Source organism: Flavobacterium sp. WC2409, assembly GCF_041200085.1.
Lineage (GTDB): Bacteria > Bacteroidota > Bacteroidia > Flavobacteriales > Flavobacteriaceae > Flavobacterium.
Genome location: NZ_CP165625.1, coordinates 1,065,473 through 1,090,449 on the forward strand (window position 1 = coordinate 1,065,473; position 24,977 = coordinate 1,090,449).

The 24,977-nt window shown below is 33.4% G+C and carries 20 protein-coding genes; 9 read left to right on the forward strand and 11 right to left on the reverse strand.

Features of this window, described 5'->3' with window-relative positions; all coding sequences use genetic code 11:
- Nucleotides 1-27 precede the first annotated feature (27 nt).
- Nucleotides 28-1,293: an MFS transporter gene (locus AB3G34_RS04665; protein ID WP_367769223.1), complete on the reverse strand. Its 1,266-nt coding sequence runs from the start codon at nt 1,291-1,293 to the stop codon at nt 28-30.
- Nucleotides 1,280-2,854: a glycoside hydrolase family 10 protein gene (locus AB3G34_RS04670; RefSeq protein WP_369753592.1), complete on the reverse strand. Its 1,575-nt coding sequence runs from the start codon at nt 2,852-2,854 to the stop codon at nt 1,280-1,282. Before AB3G34_RS04670 ends, AB3G34_RS04665 begins: the two co-directional genes overlap by 14 nt.
- Before the next feature lie 376 nt (nt 2,855-3,230).
- On the opposite strand from AB3G34_RS04670, the gene AB3G34_RS04675 reads away from it, so the two are divergent.
- The 4 genes from AB3G34_RS04675 (at nt 3,231) to AB3G34_RS04690 (ending at nt 9,532) form a co-directional block, all read left to right on the forward strand.
- Nucleotides 3,231-6,146 (forward strand): FAD-binding and (Fe-S)-binding domain-containing protein, encoded by a 2,916-nt coding sequence (locus AB3G34_RS04675; RefSeq protein ID WP_369753593.1) that lies wholly within the window; start codon nt 3,231-3,233, stop codon nt 6,144-6,146.
- Between the two features lie 272 nt (nt 6,147-6,418).
- Entirely contained in the window at nt 6,419-8,377 is a 1,959-nt protein-coding gene (locus tag AB3G34_RS04680) for an amino acid permease (RefSeq protein ID WP_369753594.1), read from the forward strand.
- Between the two features lie 91 nt (nt 8,378-8,468).
- Entirely contained in the window at nt 8,469-8,966 is a 498-nt protein-coding gene (locus tag AB3G34_RS04685; RefSeq protein WP_369753595.1) for an N-acetyltransferase family protein, read from the forward strand.
- Nucleotides 8,967-9,004: 38 nt separating this feature from the next.
- Nucleotides 9,005-9,532, forward strand: a complete 528-nt coding sequence (locus AB3G34_RS04690) for a PaaI family thioesterase (protein ID WP_369753596.1) — start codon at nt 9,005-9,007, stop codon at nt 9,530-9,532.
- A 76-nt stretch (nt 9,533-9,608) separates the two neighbouring features.
- Here the strand turns inward: AB3G34_RS04690 and AB3G34_RS04695 are convergent, their stop codons facing one another.
- Both AB3G34_RS04695 and AB3G34_RS04700 read right to left on the reverse strand, forming a co-directional pair.
- Nucleotides 9,609-10,808 (reverse strand): aminotransferase class I/II-fold pyridoxal phosphate-dependent enzyme, encoded by a 1,200-nt coding sequence (locus AB3G34_RS04695; RefSeq protein WP_369753597.1) that lies wholly within the window; start codon nt 10,806-10,808, stop codon nt 9,609-9,611.
- A gap of 21 nt (nt 10,809-10,829) precedes the next feature.
- Nucleotides 10,830-11,462 carry a MarC family protein gene (locus AB3G34_RS04700; protein WP_369753599.1) on the reverse strand — a complete coding sequence of 211 codons (633 nt, stop codon included), beginning with the start codon at nt 11,460-11,462 and terminating at the stop codon, nt 10,830-10,832.
- A 159-nt stretch (nt 11,463-11,621) separates the two neighbouring features.
- Here AB3G34_RS04700 and AB3G34_RS04705 point away from each other — a divergent pair, with 159 nt between their 5' ends.
- Both AB3G34_RS04705 and lpdA read left to right on the forward strand, forming a co-directional pair.
- Nucleotides 11,622-12,080, forward strand: a complete 459-nt coding sequence (locus AB3G34_RS04705) for an Lrp/AsnC family transcriptional regulator (RefSeq protein WP_367752553.1) — start codon at nt 11,622-11,624, stop codon at nt 12,078-12,080.
- A 152-nt stretch (nt 12,081-12,232) separates the two neighbouring features.
- Nucleotides 12,233-13,636 carry a dihydrolipoyl dehydrogenase gene (lpdA, locus tag AB3G34_RS04710; protein WP_369753600.1) on the forward strand — a complete coding sequence of 468 codons (1,404 nt, stop codon included), beginning with the start codon at nt 12,233-12,235 and terminating at the stop codon, nt 13,634-13,636.
- 62 nt (nt 13,637-13,698) lie between these two features.
- Here the strand turns inward: lpdA and AB3G34_RS04715 are convergent, their stop codons facing one another.
- Nucleotides 13,699-14,076, reverse strand: a complete 378-nt coding sequence (locus AB3G34_RS04715) for a DoxX family membrane protein (protein WP_367752557.1) — start codon at nt 14,074-14,076, stop codon at nt 13,699-13,701.
- A 37-nt stretch (nt 14,077-14,113) separates the two neighbouring features.
- Nucleotides 14,114-14,518, reverse strand: a complete 405-nt coding sequence (locus AB3G34_RS04720; protein ID WP_369753601.1) for a VOC family protein — start codon at nt 14,516-14,518, stop codon at nt 14,114-14,116.
- A 132-nt stretch (nt 14,519-14,650) separates the two neighbouring features.
- Here AB3G34_RS04720 and AB3G34_RS04725 point away from each other — a divergent pair, with 132 nt between their 5' ends.
- The 3 genes from AB3G34_RS04725 to AB3G34_RS04735 are packed head-to-tail and all read left to right on the forward strand — an operon-like array spanning nt 14,651 to nt 19,334.
- Nucleotides 14,651-15,937 (forward strand): anthranilate synthase component I family protein, encoded by a 1,287-nt coding sequence (locus AB3G34_RS04725; protein WP_367752561.1) that lies wholly within the window; start codon nt 14,651-14,653, stop codon nt 15,935-15,937.
- Between the two features lie 47 nt (nt 15,938-15,984).
- Nucleotides 15,985-17,295 (forward strand): tRNA lysidine(34) synthetase TilS, encoded by a 1,311-nt coding sequence (gene tilS, locus AB3G34_RS04730; RefSeq protein WP_369753602.1) that lies wholly within the window; start codon nt 15,985-15,987, stop codon nt 17,293-17,295.
- Nucleotides 17,295-19,334 (forward strand): protein-disulfide reductase DsbD family protein, encoded by a 2,040-nt coding sequence (locus AB3G34_RS04735; RefSeq protein WP_369753603.1) that lies wholly within the window; start codon nt 17,295-17,297, stop codon nt 19,332-19,334. The genes tilS and AB3G34_RS04735 overlap by 1 nt, the downstream gene beginning before the upstream one ends.
- A 298-nt stretch (nt 19,335-19,632) precedes the next feature.
- Here AB3G34_RS04735 and AB3G34_RS04740 read toward each other — a convergent pair whose 3' ends face one another.
- The 5 genes from AB3G34_RS04740 to tsaD form a co-directional block, all read right to left on the reverse strand.
- Entirely contained in the window at nt 19,633-20,583 is a 951-nt protein-coding gene (locus AB3G34_RS04740) for a zinc metalloprotease (protein WP_367752567.1), read from the reverse strand.
- Nucleotides 20,584-20,933: 350 nt separating this feature from the next.
- Nucleotides 20,934-21,884: a zinc metalloprotease gene (locus tag AB3G34_RS04745; protein WP_369753604.1), complete on the reverse strand. Its 951-nt coding sequence runs from the start codon at nt 21,882-21,884 to the stop codon at nt 20,934-20,936.
- A 533-nt stretch (nt 21,885-22,417) separates the two neighbouring features.
- Entirely contained in the window at nt 22,418-23,056 is a 639-nt protein-coding gene (locus AB3G34_RS04750) for a DUF4159 domain-containing protein (RefSeq protein ID WP_369753605.1), read from the reverse strand.
- A 15-nt stretch (nt 23,057-23,071) separates the two neighbouring features.
- Entirely contained in the window at nt 23,072-23,779 is a 708-nt protein-coding gene (locus AB3G34_RS04755; protein ID WP_369753606.1) for a 16S rRNA (uracil(1498)-N(3))-methyltransferase, read from the reverse strand.
- A gap of 3 nt (nt 23,780-23,782) precedes the next feature.
- Nucleotides 23,783-24,805 (reverse strand): tRNA (adenosine(37)-N6)-threonylcarbamoyltransferase complex transferase subunit TsaD, encoded by a 1,023-nt coding sequence (tsaD, locus tag AB3G34_RS04760; RefSeq protein WP_369753607.1) that lies wholly within the window; start codon nt 24,803-24,805, stop codon nt 23,783-23,785.
- Nucleotides 24,806-24,977: the final 172 nt, after the last annotated feature.

Here is a 24,977-nt window from a genome sequence, read left to right on the forward strand (position 1 = left end):
TGAAGTAAATCCGTTTCATCCATAAACTTATGCTGATTTCTTTCCGTATTCTTTTGGGAATATCAAGAAACGAGATAAAATTAATCCTGGAATTGTAGCTAAGAAAACCCAAATAAAGAAGTTTCCGTAGCCTAAATATTCTTGGATGTATCCACTAATCATTCCAGGTAACATCATTCCTAACGCCATGAACCCAGTTGCAATAGAGTAGTGGGAGGTTTTTGATTCGCCATCAGCAACATAGATTAAGTACATCATAAAAGCAGCAAATCCAAAACCGTAACCAAACTGTTCTGCAATAACGGTGGCATAAATATAATACACTGATGCAGGATGAAAATGAGCAAGGAGTATAAAACCAATGATTGGTAAGTGCATGGCTAGAAACATAGGTAACATCCATTTACCAAGACCGTCTCTCGAAATTACAATTCCGCCAATAATTCCGCCAATCGTTAATGATAGCACACCAAAAGTCCCGTAAATAATCCCTACATTTTGGGTAGTTAAACCGAGTCCGCCTGCATTGATATCATCAATTAAAAAAGGAGTTAGCATTTTTAATAATTGAGATTCGCCTAATCTAAATAATAAGATAAAAGCTAATACAATACCGATTTGTTTCTTTTGAAAAAAGCTAGAAAATACGCTAGAAAAACTTGCTTTTTTAGCTTCTACTGAATTTTTTACAATCGCTTTTTCAGTTCTTGGTGTAGCAAAATAATTGTAGATAGTAATTAAAGTCATTAGTAATCCAACTATAATCATCGTATAGGACCACGCTTTTTGTTTGTCTCCATATTCTTGTTCTAGATAGCCACCAATAATTACAATTAAGCCATTTCCAGTAAGCATAGAAAGGCGATAAAAAGTACTGCGTATTCCTAGAAAAAAAGATTGTTGGTCTTTCTCCAGAGCCAATAAATAAAAACCATCACTAGCCACATCATTGGATGCTGATGCAAAAGCAGCGACCCAAAAAACAGCCAAACTAATCAAGAAAAAATGATTCATGGGAATGGATAATCCTACGATTAAAAAGGCAATAGAGATGAGTAATTGCATTGCCAAAAACCATTTTCTTTTGGTAGAATACAAATCGATAAAGGGGCTCCATAATGGTTTTATAACCCAAGGAAGATATAAAAGACTGGTGTAAATTCCAATATCTTCATTACTGATTCCCAGATTCTTGTACATGATTACCGAAACCGAAATAATAATAGCGTATGGTAGTCCCGAGGCAAAGTTTAAAATAGGTATCCAATACCAAGGTCTATTATTTACTTCCATTATTCATTGCGCTTTGGTTTGATTTTTTATCCGTTTTGGTGCTTACTTGTGTAGCCTTACTTTCATTACCAAAAAAGTCAATAAAGGATACTGCATAAGTAGTATTTTTATCCTCAGTAGTCTTTGGAATAACTATAGAAATAGTGTCCTTTTTTTCTTTGAAAGCAATTTTATCAATAATTTGACTAGGGTCATTAAGATCTAATTTGGCACCATTTTTAGCTTCATAAACCATAACGTAACGAATCTTGCTATTCAATGGATAATTGAGTGTATAGGTAGAACAACTACTATTACTAGTTGCATTACATACAGTGGGGATGTCAATTACTATTTTTTTAGAATTAGGGACTACATACGGAAGCGCTGGATATTTGTATTGATTTTCCAATAATAAATCGGTAACAGCTTTATTTCTGTTCACAAATGATTTCGCACTAAAAAAAGCGTTTCCATTGATGTTTTTATACGATCTAGTTACATCAATCTGGTTTGGAATTTCTGTTGGATTAAACCATCTTCGGTCTGAATCGGTATTGATTTTATAACTACCATTTCCGATGTAGACTGCGGTATTTTTTGAGTTCTCAGACCACCATTTTAATAGTTTGGTATACGAAGCGGTTTTATGATCCATACTCCAATATAATTGAGGCAAGATATAATCAACCCAGCTGTTTTCCATCCAAGCCATTGGATCAGCAAATAAATCATCATAGTTCGTTTGCCCCGATTGTGTGTCAGATCCTTTTGGATCTACTGATTTATTACGCCAAACTCCAAATGGACTGATACCAAATTGTACCCATGGTTTTCTCGTTTTTATGGCGTAAGACGTATATTTTACAAAATTGTTGACATTCAATCGTCGCCAATCTTCTAAGCTTAATCCGTTTCCGTATTTTTTATATGAGGCAGTGTCATTGAAATTTTCTCCTGCTATTTTGTAGGGATAAAAATAATCATCAAAATGAATGGCATCAATATCATAGTTTTTTACTACTTCATCGACAATTGCTACTAAATGGGTTTGTACTTCGGGTAGCGCCGGATTGTAATAGTATTTTCCGCCGTATTTAATCATCCATTCTGGATGTTTATAATAATCATGGGTTGGACTTAAAATAGCCGTGTTCAAGTCCATTGTTGCACGGTATGGGTTTAGCCATGCATGAAATTCGAAACCTCTATTGTGTGCTTCGGTAATCATCCATTCCAAAGGATCAAAATTATTAGCAGGTGCTTTTCCTTCTTTTCCAGTTAAGTATTTTGACCATGGAGCTAAATTTGTAGGATAGAAAGCGTCACCAACACTTCGTATTTGGACAATTACTGCATTATAGTTTAGTTTTTTATAAGTGTCTAATATTTCAATAAAATCAGCTTTTTGCTTTTCAATTGGATCTGTGCTCGTTTTAGGCCAGTCGATATTTGCTACGGTAGCAATCCAAACTGCTCTAAACTCATTTTTTGGGTTTACAGTCGTTTCCTGTGCATTTCCAACTGAAAACGCTAGGAGAAAGCTAGATAGGAGTAGTAAGAAAGATTTTTTAAGGTTCATTGGGAGGACTTTTTTATAAGTATCAAAAATAGTTTTTTTGGCGAATTATAGCTGCTAAATTACTATAAAATTATATGTAAAATAGTGCTGCAATTTCTTTGCCAAAGAATTACGATATCATTTTATTTGTGTAAGATGGCCTAGCCCCAACAGAAGTGAAACCCCTTTGCAGGTCGAAAATCACTTTTTTCTGGGGTGGGCAGAGCGACCAAAGGAAGCTCCTGAACACGCCTAGAAAAAGGATTTGAGACCCAAAAGGGTGTAGCGGATGGTGGGAATTGCTCCTGAAAATAAAAAACGAAAGGAGTGTTAGAATTTGTGATTAGGTAAAGGACTATTATTTATATTTGTACATTATCTAAAACACTGCCATTTCATGTCAATTTTCCAACAGTTCGAATCATTATCCCAATCGCTGGACGGTACACTTTTATACGACACACTTCATAAAATTTTATACGCAACAGATGCATCGGCCTACCGAATCATGCCTGAAGCTGTGGCTTTGCCCAAAACCACTGAGGATATTGTGAAATTGATGCATTTTGCTAGAGAACATAAAATTTCTTTAACACCTAGAACAGCTGGTACTTCACTGGCTGGGCAAACGGTTGGTAGCGGAATAGTAGTGGATGTTTCAAAACATTTTACGGACATTGTTTCCTTTGATGCAGCCAAAAAAACAATAACGGTGCAGCCTGGTGTTATTCGGGATGAGCTGAATTTATATTTAAAACCGCACGGATTATTTTTTGGCCCTAATACGTCCACTTCCAGTAGATGTATGATTGGTGGAATGGTGGGAAATAACTCATCAGGAACCACATCGATTCGATACGGAGTGACACGCGATAAAATTGTCGAGATTAAAGCTGTTTTGAGTGATGGATCTCAAGTGGTTTTTGGCGAATTGAGTTCGGAGGCTTTTATCGAAAAAACCAAAGGGGATTCTTTGGAAAATGCTATTTACCGAAAGTTATACGAAGAATTATCAGTAGCAGCGACCCAAGAAGAGATTAAAAAGGAATTTCCAAAACCAGAAATTCACCGTAGAAATACAGGTTATGCGGTAGATATATTATTGAAATCAGATTTATTTGGAGGAAATGAACCTACAATTAATGTGGGTAAATTACTTTGTGGTAGCGAAGGAACACTAGCTTTTACAACTGAGGTTACGTTGAAAGTGGATGATTTGCCACCAACGAATAATGTGATGGTGGTAGCTCATTTTCATACCATTCAGGAAAGTTTAGAAGCTGTTGTGACCGCGATGAAACATCATTTATATACTTGTGAAATGATGGATGATACGATATTAAATTGTACAAAAACCAACAGAGAGCAAGCTAAGAACCGATTTTTTATTCAGGGAGACCCGAAGGCGGTGATCATGATGGAGGTAGGTTCTTATGTAAGCATGGAAGATGCCGAGGCACAAGCTAATGCTTTAATAGCTGATTTGGAGTTGTATCAATTTGGGTATGCTTTGCCTAAAATTTATGGTAGTGATATTGATAAAATAAACGAATTGCGTAAGGCTGGTTTAGGACTTTTAGGCAGTATTGTAGGCGACAATAAAGCAGCTGATTCTATTGAAGATACTGCAGTAGAATTGAGTGATTTGCCTAATTATATTGCTGATTTTTCGGCTATGATGGCACGCCACGGTCAAGAAGCGATTTACTATGCGCATGCTGGAGCAGGAGAAATTCACTTGCGTCCAGTTTTGAATTTAAAAACAAAGGAAGGCGTTTATCAATTTAGAAACATTGCTACCGAAGTAGCCGTTTTAGTCAAAAAATATAGAGGTTCCTTGAGTGGAGAACATGGTGATGGAATAGTGCGAGGAGAATTTCTTCCATTTATGATTGGGGAGAAAAACTATGATTTACTAAAGCGCATTAAATTGGCTTTTGACCCGTATTCGGTTTTGAATATTGGGAAAATTGTCAATGCCTTGAAAATGGATGAAAACCTTCGTTTTGAACCAGGAAGAGAAGAGCCAGAAATTCAAACGATTCAGGATTTCTCCGATAGTATGGGGATTTTAAGACTGGCGGAAAAATGCAACGGTTCAGGAGATTGTAGAAAACCAGCATCTGCAGGAGGAACATTATGTCCGAGTTATCGCGCTACCAAAAATGAAAAAGACACCACGCGTGCTAGAGCCAATGCTTTGCGAGAATATTTAACGCAATCAGAAAAAGACAATAAATTCAATCATAAGGAATTATATGAAGTTTTTGAACTGTGTGTAAGCTGTAAAGCTTGTGCTAGTGAATGCCCGTCTAATGTAGATGTAGCTTCGCTAAAAGCAGAGTTTTTATACCAATATCAAAAGGCAAATGGATTTACTATTCGAAATAAAATTTTTGCCAATAATGCCAAACTAAATAAGCTAGGAAGTGTATTTCCAGCGTTGACTAATTTTATGGTCAATCAGCCTTTAGTGAAAAAAGGGATGGGAGTAGCTCCAAAAAGAGAAGTGCCTTTACTAGCACCAAAATCATTTAGAAAATGGTTAGAAAGTAATAAGTCAAACAAAATAACGGATTCGTTTGTAAACGGGCAAGTGTTTTTGTTTTGCGATGAGTTTACCAATTATTATGATGTTCAAGTAGGAATTGATGCTTTTGAGTTATTAACAGAATTGGGTTACGAAGTACTAGTTGTTGATCATGAAGAAAGTGCTAGAGCGTATATCTCTAAAGGTTTTCTAGAAGAGGCAAAATCCATTGCCAATAAAAATGTTTCAATTTTCGCACCGATTGTAACAGCTGAAATCCCATTGATAGGAATTGAACCTTCAGCAATATTAACTTTTAGAGATGAATATCTCAGACTTGCAGATGATAAAGTTGCTTCCGAAAAATTGTCTAAAAACTGTTTGACTGTTGAAGAATTTTTCAAAAGAGAAATCGATGCTGCTAAGATTCATGCAGACCAGTTTTCGAATGATGGCAAACAAATTAAAATTCACGGACATTGCCACCAAAAATCATTGAGTACTATTGAAGCTACATTTGCAATGTTGAACTTGCCTAAAAACAATAAAGTGACTATTTATAACTCAGGTTGCTGTGGTATGGCGGGTTCTTTTGGTTATGAAAAAGAGCATTATGATATTAGTATGCAAATGGGGGAAGATACTTTATTTCCTAAAATTAGAGCTACTGAATCGAAAGTTGCTATTGCCGCTGCAGGAACAAGTTGTCGTCATCAAATTTATGATGGAACAAACAGAAAAGCACAGCATCCTGTTACTATATTGAGAAGTTGTTTGAAATAATTTGGATAGAAGCACGGCCTTTTAAAAAGATAAAAAATAAGATGTTTCTTTTATTAAATTTTTATTGTCTTTTAAATAATAGTTATTGACTTTTTAATTCTGTTAAAAATGAATTTTTGACTTATTTTAACTATATAATAAAAAATATACTCTAAAATAACCGATAATTAAAATTGTTTTATACATTTGGATTTTGAATAAAACTTGCATTATTGTTAGAATAATGGCAAACAATTTACAAGATATTAATTTTTAATAAGAAATTACAACCTATGGCACTATCCAGTTTATTTAGAAAAAAAACAGTGCAAGATATCTTGGCACAGGTAGAAAAAAATAATGCTGACGGGCACAATGCATTAGGAAAACATCTTAAAGCACGAGATTTGGCTGCTTTTGGTATCGCTGCTATAATTGGTGCGGGGATTTTTAGTACCATTGGTAAAGCTAGTTTTGATGGTGGTCCAGCAGTAATATTTTTATTTTTATTTACTGCAATAGCGTGTAGTTTTGCTGCTTTTGCCTATGCTGAATTTGCATCTATGGTTCCAGTTTCTGGTAGTGCCTATACGTATTCGTATGTTGCATTTGGAGAATTAATAGCTTGGATTATTGGTTGGGCATTAATCATGGAATATGCCATTGGAAATATAACGGTCGCCATTTCGTGGAGTGATTACTTTACGAGTTTGATGGAGAACATCATAAATAATATCAATCATCATTACCATCTTAATTTACAGGTTCTAGCCGATTGGGCTCAAATGGATTATTTAACGGCTTCTAACGGTTTCAAAGATGCGACTGCTTTAATGCAGGGAGGAAAGTCTTTTGAGAATTTAAATACGGGACTACAATCTGCTTATATGGCTTGGACCACTTCGCCAACAATAGGTTCTTTCCATTTTGTTGCTGATTTACCTGCTCTATTTATTATTGTTTTGATTACAGCCTTAGTGTACCGGGGGATGAAAGAATCTCGTAATGCCAGTAATATGATGGTATTAGTGAAACTGTGTATTATTCTATTGGTAATTGCAGTAGGTGTTTTCTATATCGATATTGATAATTGGACTCCTTTTGCTCCAAATGGAGTAAGTGGTGTATTGAAAGGAGTTTCGGCCGTGTTCTTTGCTTATATTGGGTTTGATGCCATATCTACTACAGCTGAAGAATGTGAAAATCCACAGCGTGATTTACCCAAAGGAATGATGTGGGCTATTATTATTTGTACTGTTTTGTACATTATAATTGCTTTGGTCTTAACAGGAATGGTGAGCTATGCGGATTTGAATGTGGGGGATCCTTTACTGTTTGTTTTCAAAAAATTAGATTTAAAAATCATGTCGGCTATTATTGGAGTAAGTGCCGTAATTGCGATGGCGAGTGTATTGTTAGTTTTCCAAATGGGACAACCACGTATCTGGATGAGTATGAGTCGTGATGGGCTGTTGCCAAAACGATTTTCAAGGGTACACCCAAAATACAAAACTCCTTCGTATGCTACTGTAGTAACTGGGTTTGTAGTGGCTATTCCTGCTTTGTTTTTGAACTTAACTATGGTAACTGACTTATGTAGTATAGGTACTTTATTTGCCTTCGTATTGGTTTGTGCTGGAGTTTTAGTTTTGCAAAATAAGAAAGATATTCCTAGAGGGAAATTTAAAACGCCGTATGTGAATTCTAAGTATGTAATCCCATTTATGCTGGCTGCAGGAATATTCTATGCATTGCAATTTAACCATAAAGGAACAATGGATTTTATTACTAATGAAACCCAAATTAATAAAGCGGAAGATATTATTACTTCATTGAATAAAGAAGAATCTCAAAAAGTGTATGCCTATCTCGTAAGTATAGACACAGACAAGAATAGTGTAGGTAAACCAGATTTAGAAAATTTATTGAGTAAATACCAAGACGATGATGCAAAATACGCTACCGTTGTTGCTGGTTTACCAATTGATACTAACTTAAAATACGAAAGTGGTTTTAGCTTGTTCAAACATAAAATTCCAATGTGGATTTTCCTATTCGCCTTAATTGGATTGACAATTTGGTCTTTCAAAGATAATTTATCATTGATTCCGTTATTAGGATTAGTAAGTTGTTTGTATATGATGGCCGAATTAAGCGTTTGGAACTGGATCTACTTTACTATTTGGTTGCTAATCGGTTTGGTGATTTACTTTGGCTTCAGCCGAAAAAATAGTAAACTCAGTCATTTGTAGTTTTCTAAAACTAATATCTTTTATAGAAACCGTTTTGATTGATTTCAGAACGGTTTTTTATTAATGTAGCCAAATTAATACAAAATTAAACATGATTAATTCAACCCAAATAAGAAAAGCCACAAAAAATGATTTTGATTCAGTATGGGAAATTTTCAAAGAAGTGATAAAAACAGCCGATACTTATGTTTTTGATCCCAATACTCCCAAAGAGGATTTAAATAAAAATTGGTTTGCTCCTTATATGGATACTTTTGTGGCTATTGATGAAAATCAAGCAGTTTTAGGAACTTATATTATCAAACCCAACCAAATTGATTTAGGGAATCACATTGCCAATTGTAGCTATATGGTCAACCCTAAATACCATGGTAAGGGAATAGGAAAACTATTGTGTGAGCATTCCATAAAATTTGCAAAAGAAAAAGGTTATTTGGCAATTCAGTTTAATATTGTTGTCAGTACTAATCTAGCAGCAGTTGCATTGTGGCAAAAGTTTGGTTTCGAAATCATAGGTACAACTCCTAAGGGTTTTAGACATAAAACGTTGGGACTTGTAGATACTTATATCATGTATAAAGAAGTGTAAAAAAAATAATATAGAATTATATAATAAGCAATAAAAGAATGTCAGTATATAAAAAATTAGCCAACTTAGGAGGCAGGTTCATAGGGAAAAGCAAACTCTTTAAATATGGTTTCAATTATTCACCTATGTATCGTAGGAGCACGGCGAGGATTGTAAATATATCAGAGGATTTGTTGAATGTAACCATTAAACTTCCTATTAGTTATAAAAACAAGAATTATGTAAACTCCATATTTGGCGGGAGCATGTTTTCAGCAGTAGATCCTATTCCTATGATTCAATTGATGCATCTTTTGGGTGATGATTTTGTGGTTTGGGACAAGTCGGCCGAAATATATTTTAAGAAACCAGCTAAAGAAAATTTGTATGCTGATTTTAATTACACCGTTAAAGAAGTAGAGGAGATATTAAGTAGAGTGGCAACCGAGAATGAAATTGAAGTTACTAAGGTGACTCAACTTACTAATCTTGATTGTACTACTGTTTATTGCGAAGTTAAAAAAACGATTTACATTGCCGAAAAATCTTTCTTTAGAGAAAAAAAGAGATTGAGAAACCGAGAATAACACTTGAATTAAAATTTGAAATCCGCTCAAGATTGCTCTCAAACGGATTTAACCAAAGTAAACAACTAAAAAAAAATTATAAGATAGAAAGTTCCTGCATGCAGGTTTTCATCATTTGATACGTTCTTTCAATGTCATTGTCTAGACCAATTGAGAACCGAATTAAACCATCTGTCAATCCCATTTCGGCTTGCTCATCAAGAGGAATTTCACTTGATGTGGAAGTTCCAGGAGCGCTAAACAACGTTTTGTAAAATCCTAAGCTTACCGCTAAGTATCCTAAATTGCGCGCTTGCATTAACTCCATTAATTCATTGGCTTTCGCCAAAGTGCCTACGTCTAGTGTCATCATTCCTCCAAAACCATATTCTGGATTTATCATCGATGCATATAGTTTATGACTTGGATGGCTAGCTAAACCAGGGTAAACCGTCTTTAAACCGTCTTTTTCAAAACGTGCAGCTAAGTAAGCCGCATTGTGGCTGTGTTGTTTTATTCTCAAATGCAACGTGCGCATATTTTTCATGACACTCGCGGAGCGCATGCTGTCCATTGTAGGCCCAAGAAGCATACTTGCACCACTATTTACATCCTTCAAACTATTTATAAATTCTTGCGAAGCACAAGTCACACCACCCACTGTATCGCTACTTCCGTTGATGTATTTGGTTAATGAATGAATTACAATATCAGCACCAAGTTTTATTGGAGTTACAGATAAAGGTGAAAAGGTATTGTCCACCACTAATGTCAAATTGTGTTTTTTCGCAATTTTAGACAAACCAGCAATATCAGCTACTTCTAGTAAAGGATTACTTACTGTTTCACAGTACAGCACTTTTGTATCTGGCGTGATAGCCGCTTCTACTACATCCAGTTTTGTAATGTCTACAAAAGTAGTTTTGATCCCTAGTCGCGGAGCAAAATTTTTCAAGAAAGCATACGTTCCGCCATAAATTGTTCTACTTGAAACGATATGATCACCAGCTCCACATAGTTGTAACAAGGTAGGCGTGATGGCTCCCATTCCTGATGCAGATACATTAGCGGTTTCTGTCCCCTCCATCGCTGCTAGCGCTTTGTCCAAATATAAATTACTAGGCGAGGAGTGACGCGAGTACAAGTAGCAACCTTCCATGTTTCCTTCAAAAGTATCAAACATGGTTTTTGCTGATAAAAAGGTATAAGTTGAAGAGTCAGAAATCGATGGGTTTACACCACCAAATTCGCCAAAATACTGTAAGTCTTGAATGTTGTCTGCAGGGTTGAATTTCATGTTGGTTTATTTTTTTGATTATTATTTTATGATGTCGAGTATAATTGGCTTTAAGCCACTAAAAAAGAATTCTACAGCAATCACCATTACTATAAGTCCCATTAATCGCATCATGACATTGATTCCCGTTTGCCCGATGAGTTGAATGATTTTTGTTGAACTTAATAAAATGAGATAGGTTGTGAAAACAACTATTGCGATTGTAGTTAAAAGGATTATTATTTTGGCATAAGTATTGGCATCCTCCATTAAAACAATAGCATTGGTAATGGCGCCTGGTCCACAAATCATAGGAATAGCCAATGGGGTAATTGAAATATCATTGACATATGTTTTTACTTCGTTTTTTTTAATTTTTACAGCACTTAATCTCGCCTGTAACATATCCATTCCCATCATAAAGAAAATAACGCCACCCACTACTTTAAAACTATTAACAGAGATTCCGAAAAATTTAAAGAGGAGTTGCCCTGATAATGCAAAAGCTATAATGATAATAAAAGAAACTAAAGATGCTTTTTTGGCAGTGTGATTTCTTTCCTGATCCGATAAGTCGTTGGTCATGGTTAAAAAAATCGGCATGGTACCCAATGGATTAATCAAGGTAAAGAAAGAGGTCAAACATAAAAGTCCAAAAGTGATTAATTCATCCATTATTTATGGGTTTATTTATTAATGTAAAGTACGTTTATATAGTTTTTATTATCAATATTTACTGTTTAACTTAGTTTTTTAAATTACTATATCTATTTTTAATAGATTTTTTTTCTATTTTTGATGTGATTTAATGGCTTTCGCCAAAAAAACTACAAAATGACATTAGACCCAACCGATAAAAAACTGCTCTTTTTACTACAAACCGATAGTAAAAGAACCAATAAAGAATTGTCATTAAAGCTCAATCTTTCCGTTACTGCAGTTTATGAACGTATAAAAAAATTAGAGCGCGAAGGGATTATTGATAAGTATGTAGTTGTTCTTAATAAATCAAAAGTAGAGAAGGGCTTTGTTGTTTTTTGCCATTTAAAACTCATTCAACATTCGCATGAATTTCTAACGCATTTTGAAAGTGAAGTGGTAAAGCTCCATGAAGTGTTAGAATGCCACCATGTAAGTGGTGATTATGATTATATATTAAAAATTGTTGTAAAAGACATGGAAGCTTACCGAGAATTTTTGGTGACCAAATTGACTACACTGCAACACATAGGTAGTACACAAAGTACTTTTATGATAAGTGAGGTAAAAAATACGACAGTAGTAACGATTTGATATTTTTTTTTCATAATAACACCAATTTTAAAGATAAATAATCAGTGTTAGCCCAAAATCTTAACAAAAAAGCTCGAACTTTAAACTTTAAACAAAACTTAATTCCTTAATTTTGTAGCTCGAAAAATTAATATACATATAAAAAATATACTATGAGTTCATTTGACGTAGTCATTATAGGTTCTGGTCCAGGAGGATATGTGTCAGCAATTCGTTGTGCACAACTAGGTTTCAATACAGCAATTATCGAGAAATATTCCACATTAGGCGGAACTTGTCTTAATGTAGGATGTATTCCTTCTAAAGCTTTATTGTCATCTTCACATCATTATGCTGAAATAGCACATTTTGCTGATCATGGAATCGAACTTTCAGGGGAAGTAAAAGTAAATTTGGAGAAAATGATTGCTCGTAAACAAGCAGTTGTGGACCAAACTTCAGGAGGTGTAAAATACCTAATGGATAAAAACAAAATTACAGTATTGGAAGGAATGGGATCTTTTGTAGATGCGACTCATGTTGCCGTTGCAAAAGCGGATGGAACAACTGAAACAATTGAAGCTAAAAACATCATTATTGCTACTGGTTCTAAACCATCTTCTTTACCTTTTATCAAAATTGATAAAGAAAGAATCATCACTTCTACGGAAGCATTAAAATTACCAGAAGTTCCTAAACATTTAGTGATTATTGGTGGTGGAGTTATTGGTATTGAATTAGGTCAAGTATATTTACGCTTAGGAGCGCAAGTTTCAGTAGTGGAATACATGGATCGTATTATTCCAGGAATGGATAGTTCATTATCTAAAGAATTGACTAAAGTATTAAAGAAACAAGGAATGAAATTCTACGTTTCTCATAAAGTAAAATCTGTTGAAAGAAATGGTGATGCTGTAACTGTTCAAGCTGAAAATGCTAAAGGAGAAACCATTACTCTTGAAGGTGATTACGCATTAGTTTCTGTAGGGCGTCGTCCTTACACAGACGGATTAAATACAGATAAAGCAGGAGTAAAAATTTCTGATAGAGGACAAGTAGAAGTAAATGATCATTTACAAACTAATGTTTCTAATATCTATGCTATTGGTGATGTAGTTCGTGGAGCAATGTTAGCACACAAAGCAGAGGAAGAAGGAGCAATGGTTGCTGAAATCTTAGCAGGGCAAAAACCACATATTGATTACAACTTGATTCCAGGTGTGGTGTATACTTGGCCAGAAGTGGCTGCAGTAGGTCAAACAGAAGAGCAATTAAAAGCTTCTGGAGTTGAATATAAAGTAGGAAGTTTTCCTTTCAAAGCATTAGGTCGTGCTAGAGCAAGTGGAGATTTAGATGGATTTGTAAAAATTCTTGCCGATGCAAAAACAGATGAAGTTCTAGGAGTTCATATGATTGGAGCTAGAACAGCTGATTTAATCGCTGAAGCAGTGGTTGCAATGGAATTCAAAGCATCAGCCGAAGATATTTCAAGAATGTCACATGCACATCCTACTTTTGCGGAAGCAATAAAAGAAGCGGCATTAGCAGCTACTGATAACAGAGCATTACACGTATAAATTTACGTTTTGGATATATAAAAAAAACCGCTTAAAGCGGTTTTTTTTGTGCCAAAATTAAATTATTCAGCTCTAAATAAACCTTTATAGTTTTCCCAATGAGAGAAGATTAAAAATACATTACCTAGAAATACAAAGATGGCCAGAGGTAAGTTCTCTGGTGTTAGGAAGTAATTAATTAATAGAATATTGATTGTTACAGGTAGTATTACAAGGTTGGCTAAGGTCATGTATTTCCCTGTGACAAAGGATAATCCACTTAATAATTCTACTATTTTTGCTAATGGTAATAAATAAGTTGAAGCGACTAGGCCAAGTTGGAATGCCTTGAACTCTCCTGTTGAAGCTACTTCGGGAGTTAGGTGAAAAAAATAACTAATTGAAGTGTAAAGAAACAAAAGTCCAAGCATAATCCGAATAATAATGGTAGCAATTTTCATAATATTTAGGTTTAATTGGTTAAATAACTAAAATGTATTATTGTGGAATCTCACTTTCATTCATATAAAACAGGTCCCATTGGTGCCCGTCTAAATCTGCAAAACTATGGCCGTACATCCATCCATAATCTTGCGGTTCCATATATTGCTTTCCACCAGCTTCAATTGCTTTTTTTACCAGTTCATCTACTTTTTCTCTGCTTTCAAGATCTATGGAAAGTAAGACTTCGGTATATTTTTGTGCATTACAAAGTTCTTTTTTGGTAAAGTCTTTAAAACGTTCTTCTTGTACAAGCATTGTAAATATATTTTCTCCAACAATCATACATGCTGATTTATCGTCAGTAAACTGAGGATTAAAAGTAAAACCTAGTTTTAGAAAAAATGCCTTTGATGCCTCTAGGTTTTTAACAGCTATATTTATGAATATTTTACTAGCCATAATTCAATCCTTTTAAAGTGATTAAATTCAGTATCTTACTGTAAATTTACAAAAAAAATGGACTGATTTTTCTTATAATGATATATTAAAGCTTTTTTTTTATCGTAATTTTGAGTTTTAAAGAAAATATTTTTGAGAACATCAGTTTATAAGTCCATTTCAAAACCAAAATTGTTCAAAAAACAACTTTTAATTTGGTCACAGCAATTCCGTGAAATTACTTTTATGGATAGTAATGATTACCCACAGGAATATTCAAATTACGACTGTATTTTGGCCGTTGATGCGCTTACTTCGATAAAAACGGATACTCATAATGCCTTTGAAGATTTAAAACAATACCAACAAATCACTAAAGATTGGATTTTTGGTTACTTGTCCTATGATTTGAAAAATGATGTAGAAGAATTGTATTCTAATAAATATGACGGATTAGATTTTCCTGATTTATTTTTCTACCAACCCAAAAAAATATTTTTGTTAAAAGGAGATCAGCTTGAAATGCAGTATCTCAATATGTGTGATGATGAATTGGAAGAAGACTTCGCTGAAATATTTGAAAGTGTAATAGTAGAAGAGCAAAAAGAAAATACGCTATATATTCAACAACGCGTTTCTAAAGAAGCTTATCTAGAAAAAGTCTCCAAAATGCTAGATTATATTCATCACGGAGATTTGTATGAGGCCAATTTTTGTATGGAGTTTTATGCTGAAAATACTAGTATAAATCCGTTAGAAAAATTTTTAAAACTCAATAAAATTTCGCAACCACCTTTTGCCGTTTTTTTTAAAAATAACACTCAATTTTTATTGTCTGCTTCACCTGAACGGTATTTGAAAAAAGAAAATGAGAATCTTATTTCCCAACCTATAAAAGGAACAGCTAAGCGTTTTTTAGATCCTGTTGAAGATGAACTTTCTAAAAATAATCTCGCTTTAGACCCAAAAGAAAGGGCCGAAAACATTATGATCACGGACCTCGTTAGAAACGATTTATCGCATACAGCTCAAAAAGGTTCCGTTGTAGTAAAAGAGTTATGTGGCATGTATTCTTTTATGCAAGTACACCAAATGATCTCTACTGTTACTTCCAAATTGGATTTTCAATATTCTGCAATTGATGCCATTAAATCGACTTTCCCAATGGGAAGTATGACCGGTGCTCCCAAAATTGCTGCGATGAAAATTATTGAAGAACTCGAGGAAACAAAACGTGGGATGTATAGTGGAGCAGTTGGGTATTTCACTCCAAATGGCGACTTTGATTTTAATGTAGTTATTCGTAGTATTTTATACAATCAAGAAAAAAAATACGTTTCTTTTTCTGTGGGAAGTGCTATTACATCGTTATCAATTCCAGAATCAGAGTACGAAGAATGTTTACTCAAAGCAAAAGCCATGCGCGAAGTTTTGGAATAAGTGAAATTCATAAATCGATTTCAGATTTTAATCTTTATTTTTGAAGCATGTTAGATAAACTTAAAAATCATATTGCGCATCACTTTCCCTTTTTGGAAAATAAAAAACTTTTTCTGGCTACAAGTGGTGGTTTGGATAGTATGGTGATGGCTCATTTATTTCAGCAATTGGACTATAAAATAGCTTTGGCACACTGTAATTTTCAGTTGAGGGGAGTAGAGAGTTTTGGAGATCAAAAATTTGTTCAAGATTTCGCTGAAGCAAATGATATTCCCGTTTTTATAACGCAATTTGATACTCAGGCTTTCGCCAAAGATTACAAACTGTCTACTCAGGTTGCAGCAAGAGATTTGCGATACAATTGGTTCTATGAACTTTTAGAAACCGAAAACTATGATTATATCCTCACAGCACATCATGCGGATGATAATATTGAAACCTTCCTGATTAATTTGAGTAGAGGAACAGGACTAGAAGGTTTAACTGGTATTCCAGCTGAAAACGGAAATATTATTCGGCCGCTTTTGTTATTTTCTAGAGAAGAAATTGCTCATTATGCTGAAGAAAATAAGATTGAATGGCGTGAAGACAGCAGCAATGCCTCAGATAAGTATTTACGAAATAAGATTCGTCATGATTTAGTTCCTTTATTAAAAGAACTGAATCCACATTTTATTGAATCATTTCAAAAAACACAATCGTATTTGCAAGAATCAGCAGCGATGGTAGAAGACGCTTCTATCATGGTATATCAACAAGTAGTGCGACAAGAGGAAGATGAAATGCATTTTAATTTGAACCAGCTAAAGCGATTGCCTAATTATAAATCGTATTTGTACCAATGGTTGCATGAATTTGGTTTTTCGGCTTGGGATGATGTTTATGATTTGGTCGATAGCCAATCTGGAAAACAAATTTTTTCATCAGAATTTAGATTATTGAAAGATAGAGATTCTTTAATTCTAAGTCCGATAAATTTTGAAACTGAAAACGAAGAATATTGTATCGAAAAAGGAGTCCAAGACGTTAAGATTCCCTTAAATCTTTCGTTTTGTAAAGTAGATGACATTTCCATTAGCTCAAATACGGCTATATTTGTTGATGAAGATAAATTACATTATCCTTTAAGTTTACGTAGGTGGAAAGAAGGGGATAATTTTCAACCTTTTGGCATGGAAGGCAAGACTAAAAAACTAAGTAAGTTTTTTAAAGATGAAAAGTTTTCCTTATTAGAAAAAGAAAATTGCTGGATTTTATGGTCTGGTGATTCCATTGTTTGGGTTATTGGTTACAGACAAGATGAACGTTTTAGAATAAATAGTACGACACAAAATATATTAAAAATAGATTTAGAATAATGAAGAAAATTATTTTTTTACTACTTACTTTTTTGGCTTTTGCCAATGTAAATGCACAAATTTTGGATCCCGTTAAATGGACTACTAAAATTGAAAAAAAATCAGAGAATACCTATCTACTAACTTTTAATGGTGTTATAGAAAAAGAGTGGCATATGTATTCGCAATTTACACCTGATGGGGGACCACTGCCATTGGAAGTGATTTTTAAAAATGCAAATGGAAATTTTAGTCTTGTAGGCAAAGCCAAAGAAAGTAAAACAAGAACAGCTTACAATGATATTTTTGAAGTAAATGAAACTTTCTTTGAAAGAAAAGCGCAAATTCAACAAGAAATTAAGATCACAAATTCAAAAGTTACTAAAGTTGAAGCCGAATTGAATTATCAAGTATGTAAAGAGGTTTGCATCAATTTAGAGAAAAAATTTACTTTTACTATTCCCGCAAGTACTGCTGCTGTTGCAATAGTAGAAACTCCAAAAGCTGAAACAGTTGCAGGTCCTACATCATTAGATACTATAAAAGAAGACACTTTGGCTCCAAGTCTTGGTGCCAGCAATATTATGGAAGCTACTCCTGAAAAAACGGTGGAAGCAACTCCAAAACCAGATTCTAAAAGAGGACTTTGGTCGATCTTTTTTATTGCTTTTCTTTCAGGGTTCGCCGCTTTGTTGACGCCTTGTGTATTCCCAATGATTCCTATGACGGTAAGTTTCTTTACTAAACAAAGTAAAACAAAGGCTAAGGGAATCAGAAATGCTATTATTTACGGAATTGCTATTATTGTTATTTACGTGATGCTGGGATTTGTAGTAACCTGGGTTTTTGGCGCCGATGCGCTGAATGCTTTATCAACAAATGTGTGGTTTAATATTATATTTTTTGTTTTATTGGTTGTTTTTGCAGCGTCATTTTTAGGGGCTTTCGAAATTATGTTACCTAATTCTTGGGCCAATAAAGTAGATAATCAAGCTGATAGAGGCGGAATGATTGGTATATTATTTATGGCATTAGCGCTAGCTATTGTTTCTTTTTCTTGTACGGGACCTATTGTAGGGACTTTATTGGTTGAAGCAGCTTCAAAAGGAGGTATTGCACCAATTGTTGGGATGTTTGGTTTTTCATTGGCATTGGCATTGCCTTTTATGCTTTTTGCAATGTTCCCAGGCTGGTTGCATTCTTTACCAAAATCAGGAGGCTGGTTGAATACCGTAAAAGTAGTTTTAGGATTTTTGGAACTGGCTTTGGCTTTTAAATTTTTGTCGAATGCTGATTTAGTTTTACAATTACATTTATTAGAAAGAGAAGTATTCTTGGCGATTTGGATTGCTATTTTTGGAACGTTAGCATTCTATTTATTCGGTAAAATTACCTTACCACATGATAGTCCATTAACACACCTTTCGGTAGGAAGACTATTAATGGGATTGGTTGTTTTAAGTTTTACTATTTATTTAATTCCAGGACTTTGGGGAGCTCCATTAAAAATTATTAATGCTTTCCCACCTTCTATTGAATATAGTGAAAGCCCTTTTGGTGTAGGTGGTTCTAGCACTATTTCTGCAGCAACTGTTTTGCCTGATGGTGCTAAAAGGGGACCTCATGGAATCGTAGTTTTTGATGATTATGAAAAAGGATTGGCTTATGCTAAATCAGTTAATAAACCTATTATGCTTGATTTTACAGGTTATGCTTGTGTGAATTGCCGTAAAATGGAAAATAATGTTTGGTCTGATTCGACTATTTTACCTATTCTAAATAATGATATTGTGTTAATTTCTTTATATGTAGATGACAAAAGGGATTTGCCAAAAGACCAACAATTTGTATCGAAAACAACGGGTTCAACAATTGAAACAGTAGGAGATAAATGGACTGATTTTATGATATCTAAGTATGAAACGAATACACAACCTTTATATGTTTTAACTGATTTAGAAGGGAATAGTTTAAATAAAACAAAACCAACTATAAGTTATGTAAGTATAGGAGAGTATGAGACTTGGTTAAAATCAGGAATTTCAAATTTTAAAAAATAAGTAATTGATTTATAAATGAATAGTTTGTTTTAATTAGTAAAAACAAAAAAACGTCTCTAAATGAGGCGTTTTTTATATCAACTTATAAAATTAATTACAAATCAAGCTAAGGCCTATTGTATTTTATCATGAATAGCAATCATAAAATTTTCGTCCCGTTTATTTTAAATAAAATTTAGATGTAAAATAAATTGAAATAACAGCAACCAATACAAGCAGTTTGGAAAGTCACAGTAAATAAAAAGAGGCCTCAAAATATATTTTGAGACCTCTTTTTATTTATTAAGTTTAAAAATTATTAGATACGAAAACCTGATCTAACACCACCAGAAACAAATATGGCATCCATTCTTGATTTTTGTCCATTGGTAAACATATACATTCCGGGATCATCAGTATAATCCATGTAATTCATCGTCATTTCAACTGGAGTTCCGGGACAAGTACTATAATGAGGGTAAACTGGTACACCATAATTTGCAGTGTTATGCGTAGGAGTATCAGATACTAAATCATCTCCACAAGTTGCATCACCCCAAATATGACGTAGGTTCATCCAGTGACCTACTTCGTGAGTTGCAGTTCTTCCTAAGTTGTAAGGTGCATTTGCTGTACCTGACAAACCAAAGTAGTTTGGATCAATTACTACTCCATCAGTAGCGCTTTTACCACCAGGGAATTGTGCGTAACCTAAAATTCCACCACCAATTGTACAAACCCACATATTAAGCTTGTTTGAAGGTGACGTAGGGTCTAATCCTCCTTTTTTCGTACTTTTCATAGCATCTCTAGTACCCCAAGAAGTTTTTTTAGTCGATTTTCTATTGATTGTTTCTAAGACAAATGAAATCCCTACATTCGCTTTGTCTCCAGAAAATAAAGCAGGAACATCATTATAGTCTGAATTTCCAGCATTAAAATCTGCATTCAAAACATCTATTTGGGATTGAATTTGTGCATCAGAAATATTTTCTTCTGCAGTTTTATACAATACATTAACTACTACTGGTATTTCAATTTTTCCATTTACTAAACGACCTGTCAGCATAGTTTTTTGTATGGACTGTTCAATTTGATTCATCCTTAAAGCTAATGTTGGGTCAGCTGCTAATTGTGCTTCAAGTACATCTTGTGATGCACATTTACGCTGCGTAATTGCGTTTGTAGAAAGAGAACTTGCATCTGATGATTCATTTTGGCAAGAAAATAGCATCATGCATGCCACGGCTGATAAAATAATTTTTTTCATAATGGTTTGTTATAAATTAATGATTTTGGTTAATAGAATAACAATTTTATAACATTTTTATCTAAAATAAAAATTATAGCTAATAAAAAAGTATTTTATTATTCATGCCGATTGTATTATTAAAAGTTTTTTTTAATTTTTAGATCTTTATTTCATTATTATAATGCAAATGTATATAGGTATTATAAAGATACAGCTTTTTTTAAACTTTAATGAACTTCTGATTTTCTCTAAAGTTACTTTCTTATACATTTTTAATTTAGTAATAGTATTCTTAAATCTTTTATTTTAAATTTTCCCAAAAAAAACTCGCTAACAAGTAGCGAGTTTAATTTGGGAATGGTTAAAATCTAGATTCCAAAACCAGCTCTTGCTCCTCCAGAAACAAATAAAGCTGTCATTCTTGATTTTTGACCGTTTGTAAACATGTACATACCTCTATCATCAGTGTAATCCATGTAATTCATTGTCATTTCATTGTGAGCAGGTAAACAAGTACTTACGTAAGGGTATGTTGGTACGCCAAAGTTTGAAGTTTTGTGAACAGGTGTATCAGCAACTAAGTCATTACCACAAGATGCATCACCCCAAATATGTCTTAAGTTCATCCAGTGACCAACTTCATGACTAGCTGTTCTTCCTAAGTTATAAGGATAACTAGCAGCGCTTGATAATCCAAAATAATTAGAATCAATAACAACTCCATCAGTAGCACTTGATCCACCTGGGAATTGAGCATATCCTAGAATACCTCCACCAATAGTACAAGCCCACATATTAAGTGTATTTGCTGGTGATGTAGGGTCTAATCCTCCTTTTTTTGTGCTTTTCATTGCATCTCTTGTACCCCAAGAGGTTTTCGTAGTTGATTTTCTTTTGATTTGAACTAATTCAAATGTAATACCAACATTTGCCGCAACTCCTGCAAACTCAGCTGGAGTATTACTGAAGTCAGCATTAGTTGCTGTATAATCTTCATTTAAGACATCAATTTGTGATTGTATTTGTGCATCAGAAATATTCTCAGCAGCTGTTCTGTATAATACATTTACAACAACAGGAATTACAATTTTACCATTTACTAGACGGTTGGTTAACATCGCTTTTTGGGTAAAAGCCTCAATTTGATTCATTCTTAAAGCTAATGTAGGGTCAGCTTTTAATTGTTCAGCAAGTACATCTTGTGAAGCACATGCTCTTTTTGCCATTGCGTTTGTAGCTGCAACAGTCGATTCTGTTTGGTCATTTTGGCAAGAAAATAGCATTAAGAATGCCATTGCGGATAAAATTACTTTTTTCATAATAATAATTGGTTTTGTTATAAAAAATTGATTTTGGTTAATAATACCGCAATTCTATAACAAAATAATTAAATAAAAAAATTTTTTAAAATAAATAAATTAACAAGAATTTAAGAGTGCTTATTTGACGGGCTTTTTTGAATAAAACATTCAAAATATAAAATAAAAAAATAGGATTAATCTTACTAAATATAAAATACAAACGTCTTTAATCGGCTTTATCGAACACTTTGACTGTTATGAATTGTTGTTATAAAGTATTTATTCAAACATATTATGGAACAATTCAACATATTTTCATGAAAATCATCCATTTATTTTAATTTTGTACTGGATTTTTTTAAGGAGTTCATTTAATTTTTATGCTAAAAAAAATAAATTTTAACTAGGAGTACTTATTTTTAAGTAGCAGAAGAATTATCTCTTTATATTTTAAAAATAATTTTTAGAAAACAGAATTTGTTTTATGTTGTAAATAGGTTGTAGTTTTAAATGTAATTCTCTTTTTAGGAGATTTATGCAGTATATAGTTATCAATTATTAAAAATATAATTGATAATATTGGCACCCATTTTTAATGCTTTTTCACGTACAGGAATTGGATCATTGTGCACTTCTGGATCCTCCCATCCATCTCCTAAATCACATTCATAGCTATAAAGTAAAACAAGTTTATTTTCTATAAAAATGCCAAATGCTTGTGGACGTTTTCCATCATGTTCATGAATTTTAGGTAATCCATTGGGAAACGAAAATGGTTTTTGAAAAATGGGATGAGTAGAGGGAATTTCTATTAATTCGTTATTTGGAAATATTTTTTTTATTTCTTTTCTGATATATTGATCCATTCCATAATTATCGTCGATGTGCAGAAAACCTCCAGATTTTAAGTATTTTTTAAGATTATTTATTTCAGCATCATTAAAAACGACATTTCCATGACCTGTCATATGAAGGAATGGATAAGAAAAAATGTCAGAACTTCCAGGTTCAACAGTTGCAGGTTTTGGGTTTATTTTTGTGTTGATATTCGCATTACAGTATTTAATTAAATTAGGAAGTGATGTAGGGTTTGCATACCAATCACCACCTCCATTGTATTTTACCAAGGCAATTTCTTGTGAAAATGATGAAATAGAGATTAACAGTAAAAGCGAATATAATTTTTTCATAATTCTTTAAAAAAATTAATCTTCGTTAAAGAACGCTACACTATGGCAAGCTACTATAGCCGCTGTTTCGGTTCTTAATCGAGTAGTACCTAAGGTAACGGGAATAAACTCACTGGCTATTGCTAATGCAATTTCTTTTTCGGAAAAATCACCTTCAGGTCCTATTAGTATAGTAAGGTTTTCATTAGGCTTTAATACCGATTTCAATGATTTTTTATCTGTTTCTTCACAGTGCGCTATCAATTGTAACCCTTCATTTTTTTGTTTAACAAATTCTTTAAAAGTAATGGCATTATTTAATTTGGGGAGATACAGTTCATTTGATTGTTTCATCGCGGCCAAAATAATTTTATCAAATCGTTCTTGATTAACTACTTTTCGCTCCGAGTGATCACAAATGATTGGAGTTATTTCTTGAACACCAATTTCAGTTGCTTTTTCCAGAAACCATTCATATCGATCATTCATTTTTGTAGGAGCTACAGCTAAATGTAAATGTACTTTTGAAGGTGCTTTTTTTGTAGCAGATATTATTTTAACAGTACATTTGTTATCAGAAGCTAATGTGATTTCTGTTTCAAATAAATCCCCTAAACCATTTGTAACATATAATATATCAGTGTCTTTTTTTCGTAAAACTTTTATGATATGTTTGCTTTCTTCTTTGTCAAAAGAGAAGTTTTCAGTAGTTGCGTCAATATTTGGATTGTAAAATAATTGCATAGTTTAAAATTGTATTCGTGCTTTTGAAACTACAGATGAAGTTTCGAATTTTTGTGATAAAAACTTTTGATAACCTACAATTCCAATCATTGCAGCATTATCGGTTGTGTATTCAAATTTAGGAACAAAGGTTTTCCAACCGTATTTTTGTTCGGCTTCTTTCAAAGTATTTCTAATTCCAGAATTGGCCGAAACGCCACCACCAATTGCAATTTGTTTTATTCCGGTTTCTTTTACGGCTAATTTTAGTTTATCCATCAAAATTTCAATGATGGTATATTGTATGGAGGCACAAATATCATTCAGATTTTCGGATATAAAAACAGGGTTTTCTAATTTTTTCTTTTGAATAAAATATAAAATGGCCGTTTTCAATCCAGAAAAGCTAAAATCGAGTCCAGGAACTTTTGGTTTTGTAAAAGCAAATGCTTTAGGATTTCCTAATTGTGCATGTTTGTCAACTAAAGGACCGCCTGGATAAGGAAGGCCCAGTATTTTTGCACTTTTGTCAAAAGCTTCTCCAACTGCATCGTCCGTTGTTTCTCCAATAATTTGCATATCAAAGAAATCATTGACTTTTACGATTTGTGTATGTCCACCACTAATTGTTAAAGCTAAAAATGGGAAACTTGGTTTATCGTAATTTTCTTCTGCTATAAAATGGGCTAAAATATGGGCATGCATATGGTTTACAGCAACTAAAGGAATTTGTAATGCCAATGCCATAGATTTAGCAAATGAACTGCCAACAAGTAATGACCCCATTAATCCGGGACCTTGGGTGAACGCAATTGCTGAAAGTTGTTCTTTTTTAATATTTGCTTTTTGTAGTGCGGCATCAATTACGGGTACTATATTTTGTTGATGAGCACGTGAAGCTAATTCAGGAACTACACCTCCATATTGGGTATGAATCAATTGATTTGCTACAACATTTGACAGTACTTTGTCGTTATGTAATACAGCAGCAGCTGTGTCGTCACAGGAGCTTTCGATAGCAAGAATAAAAACCTCGGAATTTTGCATAAAAAGGCACAAATTTTGGATTATATTTGACAAACCGATTTTATTTTTTTTATTTTTACGGCGCAGCCAAAATTAAAGAATTTTTATTAAAGGTGCCGCTCTTTCCTAGGGCAAAATAATTATTTAGAAAAAATATAATAACAAAAGGTATCAAAAAATTCATTAAAATAAT